The sequence below is a fragment of the Vibrio lamellibrachiae genome, from assembly GCF_050337265.1.
GTDB lineage: Bacteria > Pseudomonadota > Gammaproteobacteria > Enterobacterales > Vibrionaceae > Vibrio > Vibrio kyushuensis.
Genome location: NZ_JAKJSU010000011.1, coordinates 123472 through 142277, shown reverse-complemented (window position 1 = coordinate 142277; position 18806 = coordinate 123472). Strand labels below are relative to the sequence as shown.

Sequence of the window (18806 nt, the reverse complement as noted above, 5' to 3'; positions counted from 1 at the left end):
CTGAAAACAGATAAAAAAATAGAGCACTTAGATGCTCTATTTTTTGTTTGATCACTTACTTTCTGTTTCATTGCTTGGTGGCGAACTTTGCTTCTCAAGTCTTTCTAATCGTTCAATAATGACTAGCTGCTGAGAGACAATCTCTTCAAGTAGCTGTACTTTATCTTCTTGCTTCTGCGCCTGTTTTTCTGTTGGTGAGGTAATCATTGAAGTAATTAAGCCTGAAATAGCACCAAAAATCCCCACACCACACACGATTAAAGCTGAACCGAGTATTTTTCCATTAGCCGTCACTGGGTAGTGATCGCCATATCCAACGGTAGAAATAGTTACCAAAGCCCACCACAATGCATCCCCACCATCCTTAATATTTCCTCCAGGATTCTTTCCTTCGATAAACAGCATCATGCTTGACCCGACCGTCAATAAGAAAACCAGTAGTAGCAGAATTGAGGCGAGCGTGGTCTCTCGTCGATTAGAAAAAATCTGACTAAAAATATGCTGCCCAGATCGGAAAATAAGAATGATGCGAAGAATAGAGAATATGCGAGCATATCTAAGTGGTTCAATCATTGGCAGGCTAGCAAGAAAGTCAATCCAGTGTTTTTTCATGTATTGCATCTTGTTTGCGGCTCGGATCAAATCAATCGTAAGTTGCAACATGAAAATGCTACAGATAACAAAGTCTATGCCGATAAGTACCTGACGAGTTTCAGGATTTAATGGCATAAACAATAAGCCAGAGATCACAAATAACGCCATAAACGACAGGATCAGTGATAATAAGCTCATTGGTCTAGTATCGTTTTTGATATCATCTTTATTCATACGAGGCTCGAAATAAATTAGTGACTAGTGCATAGGCATTAGTTAAATCAGTTCACTCAATATACATCAGTCTATAAGCGATTCGATAAATTATTGGGTGCGACGTAATGAAAAGTTATAGATAACAATTGCGGAGAATGGACAATGGCTAGGATGGTATTCAAACCATGGGAACGAGTAATTACCAATACTCGTTTAGTTCCGAAGATGATTATACTCATGGTGTTGAGCACAATTTTAATTGTGACCAAGCAACTGTGGGATGCGAGCACGTTTTATGATGCGTTGTTAGTCGCAACAGAAAGCGCAGCCGTTGCTCAGCAGCATTATGAAGCGTATTTAGTTCAGGTTGTTTGGCAAACCGTTATCATGATCGCCTTTTTTGTAATCGTACTTCTTGCTGCGGCACGAATCATGTTGCGTCAAACACAGTACTTAAATGACTCAATTAAGCAGATGGCGAATAAAGATCTTTCCGTTGAGATCGCTATGGACTGTAAAGATGAGTACGGTGATGTTGCCCGTGAACTCGAAGTCACTCGTCGCCAATTGCAGGATATGATCAAAACACAGGTAGAGTCTTCTCAAGAGCTATCGACACTGACGGAAGTCATGACGCTGAGCATGTCAGAGACCAAAGAGTCAACACAAGAAGAGTTCAGTGAGATTGATCAACTAGCCACAGCAATGAGTGAAATGAGCTCAACGGTTCAAACGGTTGCAGATCACGCGCAAAGTGCGTCATCACTGACTGAGAGTGCGTCAACTCAAGCTCAAACAGGGCAACGCTTTGTTCAGGATAGCGTAACGAAGATGAGCGTTCTATCGCAAGATATCAGTGCCTCTGCTGAAGCTGTTAATCAGGTTGAAGATAGTGTTGACTCTATCGGTAGCGTTGTAGGAACAATCCAAGGAATTTCAGAGCAGACTAACTTGCTAGCACTTAATGCAGCGATTGAAGCGGCACGTGCTGGAGAAGCAGGTAGAGGCTTTGCTGTTGTTGCGGATGAAGTTCGTAATCTGGCTCAGAGAACTCAGAATGCAACGGTTGAGATTCAAGAGATGATCAGTCAACTACAAAGCAGCGCGACTTCTGCGGTTGAATTGATGGAAAAAAGTGTTGTTGAAGCCGCTGAAGGCGTAGAGCTTGTTACTAACGCTGGCACTGAATTAGATGGCATTGTTAGTCAGGTTACTCAAATCAATGATATGAACTTCCAAATTGCAACAGCGGCTGGCCAGCAAAGCAGTGTTGCAGGAGAGATGGACCAGAACCTGACCAATGTCCGTGAATTGGTAGAAGCTTCGGTTGTTGTTATTAGTGAACTGCTTGAAACCTCTGAAATCATGCAAAATAATGCAGAAGAGCTTGATAAGAAAATTACCTCTTTCAAAGTCTAAACTCACGTTCTGACGATAAAAACGCTCGCTATGTATAGTGAGCGTTTTTTTATGGCTTAAGTTTGATATAACAGTGCCTGTTACTTTTATTTGCCCAGAACTATCAACAATACTCTCTCAGTTCAGTACAAGGAAACCTCATGTCATTGCCTGATCAACTAATTCCCATTTCCGACTCCGCTTTTGAGACATTAATGACAAATACAGCTTTTGAATTATGGCCTCAGACACGTCTTGATGAGTTAAAGGTGATAGCAGGGCTCAGTCAATTTATTACTGAAGCACTGCAGCGAGATGAGGGGCTGATTCAAGCTCTACCATTGATGCTTGAAGAGAACTCTCGTTACTCCAGTTATCGTGGTCGACTAAAGACACAGCTTGATCAATGTAGCGATGAGGCTGCGGGACATCGAGTGCTTAGACAGTTTCGAAACCGAGAGATGAGCTATATCGCGTGGCGTGATTTTCTAGCTTCGTGGTCACTTGAAGAGAGCTTACAGCATTTATCAGAATTAGCTGAAGCGATGATTTTTGAAACCTATCAATGGCAGTATCAAACCTGTTGCCAGGAGTGGGGAACGCCTTGTAACAGTGAAGGTGTTCCGCAACCAATGCTGATCATTGGCATGGGCAAGCTCGGTGGTGGGGAGCTGAACTTCTCTTCTGATATTGATTTGATTTTTACCTATCCAGAAAATGGCGATACTCAAGGTGCGAGACGTAGTATCGCGAATGCTCAATTCTTTACTCGTTTAGGTCAACGTATTATCAAAGCGCTTGATCAACATACTTTTGATGGCTTTTGTTATCGCGTAGATATGCGTCTTAGACCATTCGGGGAAAGTGGTCCATTGGTGATGAGTTACGCGGCACTGGAAGATTACTACCAAGAGCAAGGACGAGATTGGGAACGTTACGCGATGATCAAAGCGCGTGTGATGGGCAGTGAGATGTACCCTGAATACCAAGAGCTGCGCAGCATGCTTCGTCCGTTTGTTTTTCGTCGCTACATCGACTTCAGTGCCATTCAGTCATTGCGCCGTATGAAGTCGATGATCAGTAGTGAAGTAAGACGACGTGGGTTGAGCAATAATATTAAATTGGGTGCGGGCGGAATTCGTGAAATAGAGTTTATAGCGCAAGTGTTTCAGCTTATTCGTGGTGGTCGTGAGCCCAGTTTACGTGGACGTGGACTATTAGAAACATTAGCGGCAATTAAAGAGCTGACGTTACTTGATAAAAAAGAAGTGAGCGATTTATCAACGGCATATCTATTTCTACGCCGAACAGAGAATCTAATTCAGGCCATGGCAGATAAGCAGACGCAAACTCTACCTGATACTGATCTTGAACAGTTAAAGTTAGCGACAGCAATGGGCTTTGATAGCTATGAGGCGTTGGCCTCTGATATCTCAACTCACATGGCAAACGTACACGCCGTTTTTGAAGAGCTGATTGGAGTAGAAGACGATCAGTGTGATACCGCTGCCCCACATTTTCACGAAATGTGGGATATGGCGGCAGAGCAAGATGTTGTTGAAAGTATACTGCTTGGTGATTTAGCTTCGCAGGAAGCGGAACAGCTTGCCAAGACCATCTTTCAATACAAACAGGATTTAGCCAAAAAGACATTAGGTCCACGTGGTCGAGAGGTGCTGAATCGCTTAATGCCCAAAGTGTTCTCTACTCTATTTAATCATAAAGATGCGCAGTTTGGCCTTTCTCGCGTCCTTCATCTATTACACAAGATTGTTACGCGAACGACCTATTTAGAGCTTCTTGATGAGCACCCTGCGGCATTGACACAACTAGTTCGCTTATGTACCGCGAGCCCTATGATTTCAGAGCAGTTAGGTCGTTATCCAATTCTATTGGATGAGTTGATCGACCCTCAGCAACTCTACAAACCGATCCCACTAGACTCTTACCAAACTGAACTAAGAGATTATTTGGCCCGTATTCCTGAAGATGATATGGAGCAGCAGATTGAAGCGCTGCGTCAGTTTAAACAGATCTGCATTTTACGCATCGCGGCAGGTGATATTGCTGGCGCTCTGCCCGTGACAGAAGTGAGTGATCACTTAACCTATCTTGCTGAAGCTATTGTTGCCGCGGTAATTAATCAAGCTTGGCAGCAAATGGCAGAAAAATATGGCGTTCCAACCCACGTTAATGATCGAGATGGTAAAGGGTTCGCCGTCATTGGTTATGGCAAAGTAGGAGGCTGGGAGCTTGGCTACAATTCCGATCTTGATATTGTTTTTATGCATGACTGTCCGGTAAATGTTTATACCGATGGTAAAAAAGAGATCGATGGCAGGCAGTTTTACCTTCGTTTGGCTCAGCGTATTATTCATATTTTCTCTATTCGCACCGCGTCGGGAATTCTGTATGAAGCAGACACGCGTTTACGACCATCGGGAGCATCTGGGTTACTGGTAAGCCCAACTGATGCATTTGATGAATATCAGCATAAAGATGCTTGGACATGGGAGCATCAAGCTCTGGTTAGAGCGCGAATGATCTACGGTGATGCGCCACTCCAACAGTCTTTTGCAAAAACTCGAAAAGAGGTGTTATGTCTAGAGCGTGACCAGCAAACACTGAAAAAACAAGTGACTGACATGCGTGTGAAGATGCGAGATCACCTCGGAGGTAAAAAAGTAGGGCGATTCATGTTAAAGCAAGACCCTGGAGGGATCACTGATGTTGAATTTTTAGCTCAGTATCTTGTATTAAATTACAGTCATGACGATCCTAAGCTTTCACGTTGGTCTGACAATATTCGCCTGTTTGAGTCGATGATAGCGCAGGGGGTTATGGATGAAGATCAAGCTATGGGGTTGATACATGCCTACACTGAAATGCGTGATCAAATTCATCATCGTAACCTACTCAATTTAGACTCAGATGTAGCTGAAGATAAGTATGTTGATGAGCGCGCATTAGTTACCCAACTCTGGAAGCAGTGGCTCGAATAGCGGGTCGATAAAATAGATAAACAGAACAAATAGAAAGCGAGAGTTTAGTGATAAAAAAGCTTATGCTACACTCGGCTCAGTTACGAATTTTGGAGATCCACAATGAAACCCATCCTACCTGATTACAATGATTCAGGCGTTCTCGTCATCGGTGATGTGATGCTTGACCGTTATTGGTATGGCCCTACAGGTCGTATTTCACCAGAAGCGCCAGTTCCTGTTGTGAAAGTAGAAAACAATGAAGAACGTCCGGGCGGCGCAGCGAACGTTGCAATGAATATCGCCTCATTGGGTGGGCATGCGCACATCATTGGCCTAACTGGTATTGATGAGCCTGCGAAGGTATTAACCGAAACACTTTCTGCTTTGAAAGTGACTTGTGATTTTGTTTCATTACCAAATTATCCAACCATTACGAAATTGCGCGTTTTAAGTCGTGGACAGCAGCTGATCCGACTCGACTTTGAAGACAAGTTTGAAGACACCGATGCTGAGCTGATTTTATCTAGAATGGAACAAGCTCTGCCTAAAACTCGTTCGGTAATTTTGTCTGATTATGCGAAGGGTGCACTGGAACACGTGCAGCAGTTTATTCAAAAGGCACGCGCAGCTAATGTTCCCGTCTTTATAGACCCGAAAGGTGCGGATTTTGAGCGTTACCGTGGTGCAACCCTACTAACTCCAAACATGTCTGAGTTTGAACAAGTGGTCGGTAGTGTTAAATCTGATGAGGAGTTAGTCAAAAAAGGCTTGGCTCTGATTGAACAATATGATTTTGAAGCGCTTCTTGTTACCCGTAGTGAACACGGTATGACCTTACTTCGTCGAGACGCAGAACCTTTTCATCTGCCGACTCAAGCACAAGAAGTTTATGATGTGACGGGTGCAGGTGATACGGTTATTTCTGTACTCGCTGCGTCAGTTGCCGCAGGTAAACCTCTAGATGAAGCGTGTGCACTTGCTAATGCTGCAGCCGGTGTAGTTGTTGGTAAGCTAGGAACGTCTACGTTATCTACGATAGAATTAGCCGAAGCGATTCACGGCAGTCAAGATACTGACTTTGGTGTGATTTTGGAGCCAGCTCTGATTGAAGCAGTCAAAGCAGCAAGAGCCAAAGGTGAGACCGTTGTTATGACCAATGGCTGCTTTGATATTTTACACGCAGGGCATGTCTCTTATTTAAACCATGCCGCTAAACTGGGCGACCGTCTGATTGTTGCCGTAAATACCGATGATTCCGTTAAGCGATTGAAAGGCCCAGGCCGACCAGTTAATCCAACTGATCGTCGTATGGCTGTGCTTGCTGGATTAGGTGCGGTCGATTGGGTTGTTCCGTTTGAGGAAGATACACCACAACGATTAATCTCTGAAGTCTTGCCAAGCTTGCTGGTAAAAGGTGGTGATTACAAAGCTGAAGATATTGCTGGCGGTAAAGAAGTCATTGCCGCAGGTGGTCAAGTCAAAGTGCTGAACTTTGAGGATGGTTGTTCGACGACAGAAATTATTGATGCAATTAAAGGAGGACGAGGCTAAGCCCTTTATTTTCTCATTTGCATTCAATAGGCAGGCATAAAAAAACCGCTGACTTCAAAATCAGCGGTTTTTTGTATCTAGTAAGCAGTCAAGCGATATTAGCTAGCAGGTTTAAGGCCAGCATCAACATCAATTACATCTTGCTCACTCAATGTACCAACAGCTTGGCGTAGCTGAAGAACACTGATGATGTAGTTATAACGAGCATCAGATAAATTTCTGTTTGCATCGTATAGACGACGAGTTGAGTCTAGAACATCAACAATAGTACGAGTACCTACATCGAAACCTGCTTCTGTCGCTTCTAGTGCAGAGCTAGTTGAAACGACTGTTTGCTCGTAAGCACGTAGTGCACCAATAGAGGCTGTGATGTTGTTGTTGTAAGCACGAACATTTTTCACAACACTACGATAAGTCGCTTCTAAATCTTGACTCGCTGCTACGTATGCAAATTCAGCTTGTTTCGTTTGAGAAGTAACATTACCACCGGTATAAAGTGGAACAGAAAGGTTCACACCGATGTTAAAGTCATTGTTGGTATTATATGGATCAGCATTATCGTTGGAGTCGTTGCCGTAGTTATAACCACCATCTAAGGTAATAGAAGGTAGGTGGCCAGAGCTCGCTAGGGAAATATTATCTCTTGCGACATCTTGAGAAATACGAGCAGTTAGCAGGCTTAAGTTTTTCTCTTCCGCTTCTTCTACGAGTTCATTTACTGGTGATGAAGTCTTGCTAGCAGCAAAGCGTTTAGTATCAAGCACGTTCAGGTTCGAGTGTTCACGACCTGTAATCTCACGTAGATTCTCATAACTATTAACTAAGCTATTTTCAGCAAGTACTTCATTGGCTAGAACGCCATCGTACTGAGCTTGTGCATCATGCACGTCAGTAATAGCAGAAAGGCCCACTTCAAAACGTTGCTTGGTTTGCTCTAGTTGACGACCAACAGCTGCTTTCTCAGCGCGAACAAATTCAAGATTATCTTGAGCGCGCAGAACTTCAAAGTAAGCAGAGGCAACACGAAGGATTAAACCTTGTTGTGACGCGGCGTATGACGAATCAGCACGGCGAGCTGTTTTCTCTGCTGTATCTAGTGTCACCCAGCTAGAGCGATTGTATAGAGACTGAGAGAAATTAATGCCAGCAGAAAGCTTGTTGCTCTCTCTAGCGTCAACATCACTGCTGTTGATGTTGTAACCAGCTGTTAGGTTGATTTGTGGTAGTAAGCTACTACGACTAGAAGTCACAGCTTCAAAAGCAGCATCACGTTGTGCAGCAGCACTTAAAAGTTGCGGGTCATTATCTTTTGCATGATTGTAGATATCAGCAAAAGTGTCCGCTAATGCAGAGGTACTCAGGCTGCTTAGTGCAGCACCGATGAATACGGGAAGCAGTTTTTTCATTATTCCTATTCCTGCCTAAAATATAAAGAGGGTAATCAAGCGAAAGTTTACCCTAAAGTGATGGTAATTTACCCGAAATTTTGCATATTTTTACACATTGCTGACAGGTATCTGGATAATTGGAATTTATTACTTAAATAAATTTGTAAAAATTATACAAATATTTTAGATCTATCCTTGGTGCTTAGGGTCAACTCTAGGTAAAATACAGAAAACTAAGTAAGAGGTGCTCGGATGCAACACTCGAACAAGCCATTGATCGACTTTACTCGTCAAGACGTAAAAGTTATGTCGAAGAAAACCCTTTTTAGCGGTTTTTTTAAGATGATTAAGTATCAATTTAGCCATCGCCTGTTTGATGGCGGTTGGAGTGAGCCGATCGAACGAGAAATGTTTGAGCGTGGGCACGCCGTTGCGGTATTGCCTTATGATCCCATTACCGATCAAGTTGTCATCATTGAGCAGATAAGAGTCGGTGCTCTTGAGCATCAATCGCCTTGGCAATTAGAAATTGTGGCCGGCATTATTGACCCAGGTGAAACCGCTGAAGATGTTGCGCGTCGAGAAATGGTCGAAGAAGCAGGGATCGAGATTAATCAGATTGAAAAAATCACCTCTTTTTACCCCTCTTCTGGCGGCTGCTCTGAAAAGCTAGATGTGTATATTGGTGAAGTCGATGCGTCAAAAGCTTCTGGTACCCATGGGCTTGATTATGAAGGCGAAGATATTCGTGTCCATGTCATGTCACGTGAAGTTGCTTATCAAAGGGTCAAGTCAGGGCAATTTGAAAATGGTGCTTCTATTATTGCACTGCAATGGTTAGAGCTTAATCACCGTGAAGTTGTCTCTAAGTGGCGATTGTGATGGAAAACAAAGTTTACCATGTCGATCTAGCCGAGCTAATGCGCGTTTATGAAACTAATTACGTCAAACTAAACGCGTTGCTGCCTTTTGACGCAAAGGTTGGCGATATTCGCTGTTATAAAGCCGGTGCCATGACGTACCAATTGCAAGTGTGCGAGGTCACAAAGTACACAACTTTAGTGGAGGTTTGTCAGAGCGATGACGTTCCAATATTTCCATTACCTAAAATGTCTGTCAGGCTGTATCACGATGCTCGTGTGGCAGAAGTCTTTTCTAGCGAACATTTTGGGCGAGTTAAAGCACGCTACGACTACCCAAACGCTAGAATGATGCAGAAAGATGAAAAAGCACAAATTAACCGTTTTTTAGGAGACTGGCTGACATTTTGTCTAAAACACGGCATTAGCCAAGCTCCAATTAATATTCGTCAATAGTCACGTAAATGTTCAGGTTTTGATTTTGAAATTGTCGTCAAGCACAGCTGAGTCTACACCGATTAAGCTGTTACAAATCACAGATACTCATTTGTTTGCTCCCGTAGACGGTAGCCTTCTGAGCGTAAATACACTAGAAAGTTTCCAAGCTGTTGTGGCTATGGTTAAGCAGTCTGCTGTGAAATTTGAAGCGATATTGGCAACTGGTGATATTTCTCAAGATCACAGTGTTGAATCTTATCAACACTTTGCAAACGGTATCGCTCCGTTGAAGCAGCCTTGTTATTGGTTGCCGGGCAATCATGACTACAAGCCTAATATGGGAACCGTTTTCCCTTCAGTACAAATAGAGCATATCGAGCACACTTTTATTGGTGAACACTGGCAAGTTATCATGCTTGACTCACAAGTGGTTGGAAAACCCCATGGCCGCTTAAGTGATAGACAGCTAAACTTGTTAGATCAGAAGCTCAGTGAAAATCCGAATCGACATACTTTGGTTTTACTGCATCATCACCCGATATTAGTGGGCAGTGCATGGCTTGATCAGCACACCTTAAAAGACAGTGAACAACTGTGGCAGATCCTCGATAAGCACCAGAATGTTAAGGCGATACTGTGTGGTCATGTTCACCAAGATATGGATAAAGAAGTGAATGGTGTACGTGTGATTGCAACACCGTCAACCTGCATCCAGTTTAAACCTAATTCAGATGACTTCGCTTTAGACCGATGCTCTCCTGGTTGGAGAGAGCTAGACCTTCATGCTGATGGTCAGCTTGTGACAAAGGTTCAGCGTTTACCTAATGATAGTTTTCTACCTGATTTTACTGCGGGCGGCTATTAATAGTGGCGCAAACGAAAAAACCATTATTGCTGTATATTCATGGGTTTAACAGCTCACCGCAGTCACATAAAGCGAACGTGATGAACGAGTACTGTTTATCACAGCGTCCTGATATCAAACTTCTTACTCCGCAGCTTCCTTGTTTTCCAGATGAAGCGGCTAACTGCTTACTAGAATTAATCGAGAAACATCACTCTGAGTACCAAATAGCACTGGTTGGCAGCTCTCTTGGTGGATACTTATCGACTTGGCTCAATGCTAAGTTTGGCTTTAAAGCTGTTTTGGTGAACCCAGCAGTTAAGCCTTATGAGTTATTGGTCGATTATTTAGGTGAGCAAGTTAATCCCTATACGGGGCAAGAGTACACTTTAGAGCCTATTCACATTGAGCAGCTAAAGTCGCTAGATGTTGAGTCTATTAAGCATCCTGAAGATTTTTGGCTATTGCAGCAAACAGAAGATGAAGTTCTAGATTATCGTCAAGCTGTAGAAAGGTTTAGCTTATCTAAGCAGACGATAGAGCAAGGTGGTGACCACAGCTTTATTAATTTTGAACGATACCCTGCTGAAATTGTAAAGTTTCTCGCGTTATAGGCGATTTAAGCTGTTACAGACTGCTCTGTCACGTTTATTGATTGGAAGATTAGCGTGATCAATTCAAAGGTTAGTAATTTAGGTATTTCCTTCGCCCACTGAGGGAGGAGTCATAATTTTACCTGTTACTTACCTATCTCTCTTGACATAAGAGAGCCACTTCCAGACTATGTTCTACCTATACTTTTGTTGTTGTGAACGCTGATTGTTTCAGCAAATTTGTCACTTTTAGTACGATTACTGCGCTTTGGTCTCTATTGATGCCATATTCGCGAGAAGTGTTAACAGTCTCTCTATACCAACAGCAATATAATGACTTAATTATCTACTAAGTATATTCCGTATTATGACTGAACAATATAATGCTGGGGCCATTGAGGTACTCAATGGTTTAGAACCAGTACGTCGCCGACCAGGGATGTATACGGATACAGCGAGACCTAACCACTTAGGTCAAGAAGTTATCGACAACAGTGTCGATGAAGCGCTAGCCGGACATGCCTCAAAGGTACAAGTAATTCTTCATGCCGATCAATCATTAGAAGTAATTGATGATGGTCGTGGTATGCCTGTTGATATTCACCCTGAAGAGAAAATCTCAGGCGTTGAGCTTATTTTCTGTAAGCTGCACGCTGGTGGTAAATTCTCGAACAAAAACTACCAGTTCTCTGGTGGTCTACACGGTGTGGGTATCTCGGTTGTTAACGCATTATCAAAACGCGTTGAAGTAACCGTGCGCCGAGATGGCCAAGTCTATGAAATGGCGTTTGAACACGGTAATAAAGTTGAAGAACTGACAGTGACAGGCACGTGTGGCCGTCGCAATAAAGGCACCAGTGTTCATTTCTGGCCTGACGTTAGTTATTTCGACTCTGGCAACTTCTCTGTTACTCGACTCATCAATAACCTACGAGCCAAAGCGGTTCTTTGCCCTGGTCTTGAGATCACGTTTAGTGACAAGGTCAATGGCAATGATCATAAGTGGTTCTATGAAGATGGCTTAAAAGATTACTTAGCAGAAGGCGTGAAAGGATACACCGTTATCCCAGAAGCACCGTTTACGGGTGAGTTTTCAGCAGAAACAGAAGCCGCGAACTGGGCCATAATCTGGCAGCCAGAAGGCGGTGATATGATCACCGAAAGCTACGTTAACTTGATCCCGACCGCACAAGGCGGTACGCACGTTAATGGTTTGCGCCAAGGCTTACTCGATGCAATGCGCGAGTTCTGTGAGTTCCGTAATCTGCTTCCGCGTGGCGTTAAGCTAACGGGTGATGATGTCTTTGAACGCTGTTCTTACGTTCTGTCCGTTAAGATTCAAGATCCACAATTTGCGGGGCAAACCAAAGAGCGTCTCTCTTCTCGTCAAACCGCAGCCTTTGTTTCTGGTGTGGTTAAAGATGCCTTTAGCCTGTGGTTAAACGAAAAACCACAACTCGCGGAACAGCTTGCTGAGGTCTGTATTGCTAATGCGCATCGTCGTATGCGTGCAAGCAAAAAAGTGGTACGTAAGAAAGTCGCATCAGGTCCGGCTCTACCGGGCAAGCTTACCGATTGTTCAGCGCAAGATTTAAGCCGTACTGAAATCTTCTTCGTCGAAGGGGACTCTGCGGGAGGCTCAGCTAAGCAAGCTCGTGATCGTGAGTTTCAAGCGGTTATGCCACTGCGTGGTAAAATCCTTAACACTTGGGAAGTCTCGGCAGATCAAGTATTGGCGTCTCAAGAAGTTCACGATATCTCGGTTGCACTGGGTATCGACCCTGACAGCGATAATCTTGAAAGCTTGCGTTATGGCAAAGTCTGTATCCTTGCCGATGCGGACTCGGATGGTCTGCACATCGCGACCCTTCTTTGTGCGCTCTTTACTCGCCACTTCCGTGCGTTAGTAGAAGCTGGCCATATCTATGTTGCTATGCCGCCACTTTTCCGTATTGATTGCGGCAAAGAGGTTTTTTACGCCCTCGATGAAGATGAAAAAGAAGGCGTACTTGAGCGACTGAGCAAGAAGAAAGCCAAGATCAACGTACAGCGATTTAAAGGTCTGGGTGAGATGAACCCCCTTCAGCTGCGCGAAACGACAATGGATCCGAATACTCGTCGATTGGTTCAGCTCACTATTGATGATAGTGAAGCGACCATGGAAATGATGGATATGTTGCTAGGTAAGAAGCGTGCTGATGATCGCCGCTCATGGTTACAAGCTAACGGCGATATGGCAGAGGTTTAATCAATGTCCACTGAAATTACTTATGATGGCGTAGAACAGTTGCCAATGCGCAAGTTCACCGAAGACGCTTATCTAAATTACTCTATGTACGTCATTATGGATCGTGCTTTGCCATACATTGGTGATGGCCTAAAGCCGGTTCAACGACGTATTATTTATGCAATGTCAGAGCTTGGTCTCTCGGCATCATCAAAATATAAAAAATCAGCGCGTACTGTTGGTGATGTATTAGGTAAGTATCACCCTCACGGTGACTCTGCTTGTTACGAAGCGATGGTATTGATGGCTCAGCCATTCTCATATCGCTATCCGCTAGTTGATGGCCAAGGTAACTGGGGTGCGCCCGATGATCCTAAATCATTCGCTGCAATGCGTTATACCGAAGCAAAACTGTCTAAATTCGCAGAAGTACTGCTTGGTGAGCTAGGTCAAGGCACAGTTGAATGGCAGCCAAACTTTGATGGCACGATGAAAGAGCCACAAATGCTGCCTGCGCGTCTGCCTCATATATTACTGAACGGTATTACGGGTATCGCGGTAGGTATGGCAACGGATATTCCACCACATAACGTGCGTGAAGTCGCCAATGCTGCAATTCATTTATTGGATAACCCGAAGGCAGAGTTAAGCGATGTCATGGGCTTCGTTCAAGGGCCGGATTACCCAACTGAAGCTGAAATTATTTCGCCAAAAGCTGATATTGAAAAGATTTATCGCACTGGACGCGGTAGCATCAAAATGCGCGCAGTCTGGCACAAAGAAGGCAATGATATTGTAATTATGGCACTACCTCATCAGGTATCGGGTGCTAAGTTATTAGAGCAAATTGCCGCTCAAATGCGTGCGAAGAAATTGCCAATGGTTGATGATCTTCGTGATGAATCGGATCATGAAAACCCAACTCGCATTGTCATTGTACCTCGTTCTAATCGTATCGATTGCGATCAGTTAATGAATCACTTGTTTGCTTCGACTGATCTTGAGAAGAACTTCCGCGTTAACTTAAACATGATTGGCTTGGATGAGCGACCACAAGTTAAAGGATTAGTACAAATCCTAAATGAGTGGATTGAATTCCGCCGAACTACGGTTCGTCGTCGTCTTCAACATCGTTTAGACAAAGTCCTTGCTCGCCTGCACATCTTAGAGGGTTTGTTAGTTGCGTATCTCAACATTGATGAAGTGATAGAAATCATTCGTACTGAAGACGAACCACGTCCAGTATTAATGAGTCGCTTCAATATTTCTGAAACGCAAGCTGATGCTATTCTGGATATTAAACTTCGTAATTTAGCTAAATTAGAAGAGTTTAAGATCCGTGGCGAACAAGATGAGCTAGAAAAAGAGCGCGATAAGCTTGAGAAGTTACTTGGCTCTGAGCGCCGTCTAAGCACGCTAATCAAGAAAGAAATTCAAGCAGATGCTGATAAGTACGGGGATGACCGCCGTTCACCTCTTATTGAACGTGCAGAAGCGAAAGCGCTGACTGAGCGTGATCTTATTCCGAGTGAGCCTATTACGGTTGTGCTTTCTGAAAAAGGTTGGATTCGTCATGCGAAAGGGCATGAAGTGGATGCTGAAACCCTGAACTATAAATCGGGTGATAACTACCTAGCTCATGCTCGCGGTAAGAGCAGTCAGCAAGCGGTATTCTTTGCTAGCGATGGACGCAGTTATTCCCTTGAGTCACATTCTCTTCCTTCTGCTCGTAGCCAAGGCGAACCGATCACTGGCCGATTAAATATCAGTGTAGGTAGCTCGATGCGTCAGGTTATCATGGGTGAAGAAGAGCAACTTTGGTTAGTGGGCTCAGATGCAGGTTATGGTTTCGTCTGTAAAGGCAGTGATCTCCTGTCTAAGAATAAGAGCGGTAAGGCGTTAGTCAACTTGCCTCAGAACTCTGAAGTGATGCCACCGGACACGGTAGGCGATCTCGATTCTGATGAGATATTAGCGATTACCAATCAAGGCCGAATGTTGTTATTCCCTATTAAAGATCTACCACAACTTGGTAAGGGTAAAGGGAATAAGATCATCAACATTCCAGCAGCAAAAGCGAAAGAGCGTGAAGAGTTTGTCTCACACCTTATCGCTTTACCTCAAGGAGCTTCGCTAACGATTTATGCCGGCAAGCGTAAGCTAGGTCTTAAGCCTGCGGATCTTGATAACTTCCGTGGCGAACGTGGCCGTCGAGGTAGCCTATTACCAAGAGGGTTACAGCGTGTTACTCGGATAGAGCTTGAAGCCAATGCGGCAGAAGAGAGCTAAGGACCAATTGTTAAAGTAATAAAAATGAAGCCCCTAACGTTAGGGGCTTTATTATTTTTGGAGAAAATTATTTATTAAGTAATTACTTTTTCGAATAACTTACTTCTAGAGTAAATAGCCTCAGTTCTGGTTGCGTTTACAAGAGCTGCTAGAGCTATTTACTAAACGCGTTAACGCGACTTCTAATAAATGGTTACTCACGAGAGTCTTCAGCAATGGTCACTGGCAAAGTAAGCTCTTCGCCTTTTCTCAATATCAGTACTTCAACTTCTGTACCTGGGCGAAGGTCTGTAACGATATCCATGACACTTTGACGTCCATTAACCTTGTGCCCATCAATTTTTAGAATAATGTCTTGAGCGACAAAGCCAGCTTTAGCGCCAGGACCATTAGGGTCAACGCCTAACACCACAATGCCACCTAAGTGTTCATTTCCTAGTAGTCGAGAGGTAACTGAGTTTATATCTTGACCATCAATACCAATATAGCCACGAATCACTCGACCATCAGCAATGATTTTATTCATGATTTTATTTGCAAGGGTATAAGGAATCGCAAATGAGATGCCGTAGGTTTCTAAATCAGTCGCCTGTTGGAAAGAAGCGGTGTTGATGCCAACAAGTTCACCCTGACTGTTGACTAGTGCGCCACCAGAGTTACCTTGATTGATAGCAGCATCGGTTTGAATGAATGCTTGGCGTCCATCTGCGCTGATAGAAGATCGGCCTGTTGCTGAGATGATGCCAAAGGTTGTCGTTTGACCCAGGTTATATGGGTTGCCTATTGCAAGAACGACATCACCCACCTTTGCTGCGTAATTTGGGTTTTGCGGAATGATAGGCAGATTAGTACCTTCAATCTGTAAGATAGCGATATCGGTGCGGCGGTCTTTTCCAACCAGTTGTGCGGCTGCGACACGCCCGTCTTGAAGAGCTACGATGATTTGATCTGCTTGGGCAATAACGTGGTAGTTGGTAATAATGTAGCCTTTCTCACTGACTATTACCCCTGATCCAAGGCCCTGAGTGGAAAGCTTAGTGCGATTATCTTCAGTGTATTTTCGGCTGTAAATATTAACGACAGCGGGTGCTGCTTTTCGAACCGCGTCATTAAATGATAATTGCGGAGAGGTAAAGCTATCCGTTACCGAAGGAATAACTTGTGGCAAAAGGTTTGGGCGTAACGATGGGATAGCAAGTAATAAAATGAGTGCTGTTGCCAAACCTAAAATAACCGAACGTAACATGAACCTCAGCATACTTTCCTCAGAAATAGAATAATAACCCTAAAAATCAAACGTGTTTTTACCGCGTGCGCTGTCGAAGCATAGCATTAGATTGATAAATAACAAAAAGGCGACACCTTTATTGGTGTCGCCTTTTAACATTTTTAATGGCTGATTTTTAAATCAGTTATCTGACAACGAGATAAATAGTTCGATCACCACGCTGAATGTTAAGCGCTAAAACCCCCGGTTTTTGATCGATAATCGCCCTGAGGTCTGCGATGTTCTTAACTCGTTTACGGTTCACCCCGATAATGATGTCTCCAGCTTGAAGTTGATACGCTGCGGCAGAGGAGCCTTCTTCAATATTGGATACTTTAATACCTTCAATGACATCATTGTCTGTTGTGTTGGTTAGTTCCGCACCGGATAAACCGGCATGCAATTTATCAGCGGCAGTTTTACTGGTCGTTTGCTCACCAAGGGTCACATCAAAATCCATGGTTTTCCCATCACGAACGACGCCTAAAGTAAGTTGTTTTCCCGCTCCTAGAGTGGCGACTTTAGCGCGAAGTTCACTAAAGGTATCGATTTTTTTACCATTGATAGTGGTGATAATGTCACCCGCAAGTAAGCCTGCATCATCGGCTGCACTATTAGGGATGACTTGACTAACAAACGCGCCTTTACTTGATTCATAGCCTAGGGCTTCTGCAAGCTCAGAGGTGATCTCTCCACCCTGAACCCCTAGCATGCCGCGTTTCACTTCACCAAAATCGAGTATTTGCCCTGTCAGGTTTTTCATCATATTGGCAGGAATAGCAAAACCAATGCCGACGTTGCCGCCATTTGGCCCAAGAATAGCGGTATTAATACCAATTAGTTCACCGTTTAGGTTAACCAGAGCGCCACCGGAGTTACCGCTATTAATCGCGGCATCGGTTTGAATAAAGTTTTCAAAGTTTTCTAGGTTAAGCCCACTTCGACCTAAAGCGGATACGATTCCAGAGGTGACGGTTTGCCCTAAGCCAAATGGGTTGCCAATGGCAACCGCAAAATCACCGACTCGTAATTTGTCAGAATCAGCTAATTGAATTTGAGTAAGGTTCTTTGCTTCTTCTAGCTTGAGAAGCGCAATGTCGGACATTTGATCACCACCAACGAGCTCTGCGTCATATTCTCGTCCATCTTTCAACTTCACCCGAATTGTTTCGGCGCCGTTAATGACGTGATAGTTGGTGACAATATGCCCTTGCTCTGCGTCGATAATAACGCCGGAACCAAGCCCTCTGAAAGGTCTTTCTTGTACTTGGTCAGTTGGAAAGTCAGGACCAAAGAAGAAGCGAAATTGTTCTGGAAGTTGCTGCCGAGAAACTTGTGTGCCTTCAACGGCAATGCTCACTACAGCTGGAGTCACCGTGTCGAGCATAGGTGCTAGGCTAGGTAGAGCTTGATCATTGACTAAGACAGGTAAAGCGGCAGTAGCAGATGCAGGGATGATGATTGAACTTAAGCTGAGGATGAGGGACGTTAATAAAAGCAAAGGTTTTTTCATCTGATAACTCCAATTAGATTAAGATCTTACTTTCAATGCATTGGTTGGCGTTGAAATGACAAAAGACACTAGTCTGAGTTATGACTCAAAAACCTTTACTTAGTTCCCATTCAAAATTAATTCACAAGATTAAGAAGCTTTAGCTGTAACGACTTCTTCTGAATGAATGATCTCTTTCTCTTTATCCGTAAACAGCCCAGTTGGACCCTTAGCGTAATCTTTCGGTGCCTGATCCGCTGTATTGATTGTTTCTACCGTCGATTCTTCATTGGCTTGAAGGGTAATCTGTTTGGTAAAAGGATTGTCTTGCTCAGGCTGGTTCGGTAGTAGCTCGGCTGAGGTTTTTGCCATATGTTGATAAAGCTTGGTGTAATCTTTTCCTAGCGTATCGAGCATCTCGGCACTTTGTGCGAAATAGTCAGTCAGTTCTTGTTTCTGCTGCTCAAGAGCGAACTTTGCGGTGTCTAAGTCTTTTTGCACAGACTTTTGTTTTTTATATTCAGGCGTCGTGAAACGACCGAAAATAACTCCTAATACAGTACCAATTAATAAGCCTACAACGGCGTAAATCCAAGGCATAATAGCTCCTTATTGACTGAGAAATTAACATGCTCGTTACCACTTGCTTACACATGTATAAGTGG

At 43.8% G+C, this 18806-nt stretch carries 14 protein-coding genes; 9 read left to right on the top strand and 5 right to left on the bottom strand.

Translation table 11 applies throughout. The features are described from left to right. Positions 1-51: 51 nt before the first annotated feature. Positions 52-828, bottom strand: coding sequence for a potassium channel family protein (locus tag L4C54_RS18790; protein WP_428809346.1), 777 nt, complete (start codon positions 826-828; stop codon positions 52-54). Between the two features lie 144 nt (positions 829-972). Here L4C54_RS18790 and L4C54_RS18785 point away from each other — a divergent pair, with 144 nt between their 5' ends. The 3 genes from L4C54_RS18785 (at position 973) to hldE (ending at position 6743) form a co-directional block, all read left to right on the top strand. Continuing rightward, positions 973-2229 carry a methyl-accepting chemotaxis protein gene (locus L4C54_RS18785; RefSeq protein WP_428809345.1) on the top strand — a complete coding sequence of 419 codons (1257 nt, stop codon included), beginning with the start codon at positions 973-975 and terminating at the stop codon, positions 2227-2229. A 140-nt stretch (positions 2230-2369) separates the two neighbouring features. Beyond that, positions 2370-5210 (top strand): bifunctional [glutamate--ammonia ligase]-adenylyl-L-tyrosine phosphorylase/[glutamate--ammonia-ligase] adenylyltransferase, encoded by a 2841-nt coding sequence (gene glnE / locus L4C54_RS18780; protein WP_428809344.1) that lies wholly within the window; start codon positions 2370-2372, stop codon positions 5208-5210. Between the two features lie 102 nt (positions 5211-5312). Continuing rightward, positions 5313-6743 (top strand): bifunctional D-glycero-beta-D-manno-heptose-7-phosphate kinase/D-glycero-beta-D-manno-heptose 1-phosphate adenylyltransferase HldE, encoded by a 1431-nt coding sequence (gene hldE, locus L4C54_RS18775; RefSeq protein ID WP_428809343.1) that lies wholly within the window; start codon positions 5313-5315, stop codon positions 6741-6743. A 98-nt stretch (positions 6744-6841) separates the two neighbouring features. Here the strand turns inward: hldE and tolC are convergent, their stop codons facing one another. Next, complete coding sequence (tolC, locus tag L4C54_RS18770; RefSeq protein WP_428809342.1) at positions 6842-8149, bottom strand: outer membrane channel protein TolC; 1308 nt, start codon at positions 8147-8149, stop codon at positions 6842-6844. A 234-nt stretch (positions 8150-8383) separates the two neighbouring features. On the opposite strand from tolC, the gene nudF reads away from it, so the two are divergent. The 6 genes from nudF (at position 8384) to parC (ending at position 15382) form a co-directional block, all read left to right on the top strand. Beyond that, complete coding sequence (gene nudF, locus L4C54_RS18765; protein WP_428809341.1) at positions 8384-9013, top strand: ADP-ribose diphosphatase; 630 nt, start codon at positions 8384-8386, stop codon at positions 9011-9013. Beyond that, entirely contained in the window at positions 9013-9447 is a 435-nt protein-coding gene (locus L4C54_RS18760) for a DUF1249 family protein (RefSeq protein WP_428809340.1), read from the top strand. Before nudF ends, L4C54_RS18760 begins: the two co-directional genes overlap by 1 nt. A gap of 25 nt (positions 9448-9472) precedes the next feature. Then, complete coding sequence (gene cpdA, locus L4C54_RS18755) at positions 9473-10294, top strand: 3',5'-cyclic-AMP phosphodiesterase (RefSeq protein ID WP_428809339.1); 822 nt, start codon at positions 9473-9475, stop codon at positions 10292-10294. Between the two features lie 2 nt (positions 10295-10296). After that, positions 10297-10887 (top strand): esterase YqiA, encoded by a 591-nt coding sequence (gene yqiA / locus L4C54_RS18750; protein ID WP_428809338.1) that lies wholly within the window; start codon positions 10297-10299, stop codon positions 10885-10887. A gap of 346 nt (positions 10888-11233) precedes the next feature. After that, a complete protein-coding gene (gene parE, locus L4C54_RS18745; RefSeq protein ID WP_428803212.1) occupies positions 11234-13114 on the top strand; it encodes a DNA topoisomerase IV subunit B in 1881 nt (626 codons plus the stop codon). A 3-nt stretch (positions 13115-13117) separates the two neighbouring features. After that, complete coding sequence (gene parC / locus L4C54_RS18740) at positions 13118-15382, top strand: DNA topoisomerase IV subunit A (RefSeq protein ID WP_428809337.1); 2265 nt, start codon at positions 13118-13120, stop codon at positions 15380-15382. Positions 15383-15575: 193 nt separating this feature from the next. Here parC and degS read toward each other — a convergent pair whose 3' ends face one another. The 3 genes from degS to zapG all read right to left on the bottom strand — a co-directional run bounded on the left by degS (position 15576) and on the right by zapG (position 18741). Further along, positions 15576-16640, bottom strand: coding sequence for an outer membrane-stress sensor serine endopeptidase DegS (gene degS / locus L4C54_RS18735; protein ID WP_428803214.1), 1065 nt, complete (start codon positions 16638-16640; stop codon positions 15576-15578). A gap of 154 nt (positions 16641-16794) precedes the next feature. Next, positions 16795-18162: a Do family serine endopeptidase gene (locus tag L4C54_RS18730; RefSeq protein ID WP_428809336.1), complete on the bottom strand. Its 1368-nt coding sequence runs from the start codon at positions 18160-18162 to the stop codon at positions 16795-16797. 129 nt (positions 18163-18291) lie between these two features. After that, on the bottom strand, positions 18292-18741 hold the full coding sequence (gene zapG / locus L4C54_RS18725) for a Z-ring associated protein ZapG (RefSeq protein ID WP_428809335.1): 450 nt from the start codon (positions 18739-18741) through the stop codon (positions 18292-18294). Positions 18742-18806: the final 65 nt, after the last annotated feature.

Excerpts from the sequence above, each read along its gene's own strand:
- degS (WP_428803214.1), bottom strand. The coding sequence starts at position 16,640 with ATGCTGAGGTTCATGTTACGTTCGGTTATTTTAGGTTTGGCAACAGCA.
- parC (WP_428809337.1), top strand. The coding sequence starts at position 13,118 with ATGTCCACTGAAATTACTTATGATGGCGTAGAACAGTTGCCAATGCGC.
- L4C54_RS18790 (WP_428809346.1), bottom strand. The coding sequence starts at position 828 with ATGAATAAAGATGATATCAAAAACGATACTAGACCAATGAGCTTATTA.
- glnE (WP_428809344.1), top strand. The coding sequence starts at position 2,370 with ATGTCATTGCCTGATCAACTAATTCCCATTTCCGACTCCGCTTTTGAG.
- L4C54_RS18730 (WP_428809336.1), bottom strand. The coding sequence starts at position 18,162 with ATGAAAAAACCTTTGCTTTTATTAACGTCCCTCATCCTCAGCTTAAGT.
- tolC (WP_428809342.1), bottom strand. The coding sequence starts at position 8,149 with ATGAAAAAACTGCTTCCCGTATTCATCGGTGCTGCACTAAGCAGCCTG.
- zapG (WP_428809335.1), bottom strand. The coding sequence starts at position 18,741 with ATGCCTTGGATTTACGCCGTTGTAGGCTTATTAATTGGTACTGTATTA.
- nudF (WP_428809341.1), top strand. The coding sequence starts at position 8,384 with ATGCAACACTCGAACAAGCCATTGATCGACTTTACTCGTCAAGACGTA.
- parE (WP_428803212.1), top strand. The coding sequence starts at position 11,234 with ATGACTGAACAATATAATGCTGGGGCCATTGAGGTACTCAATGGTTTA.
- L4C54_RS18785 (WP_428809345.1), top strand. The coding sequence starts at position 973 with ATGGCTAGGATGGTATTCAAACCATGGGAACGAGTAATTACCAATACT.
- hldE (WP_428809343.1), top strand. The coding sequence starts at position 5,313 with ATGAAACCCATCCTACCTGATTACAATGATTCAGGCGTTCTCGTCATC.
- L4C54_RS18760 (WP_428809340.1), top strand. The coding sequence starts at position 9,013 with ATGGAAAACAAAGTTTACCATGTCGATCTAGCCGAGCTAATGCGCGTT.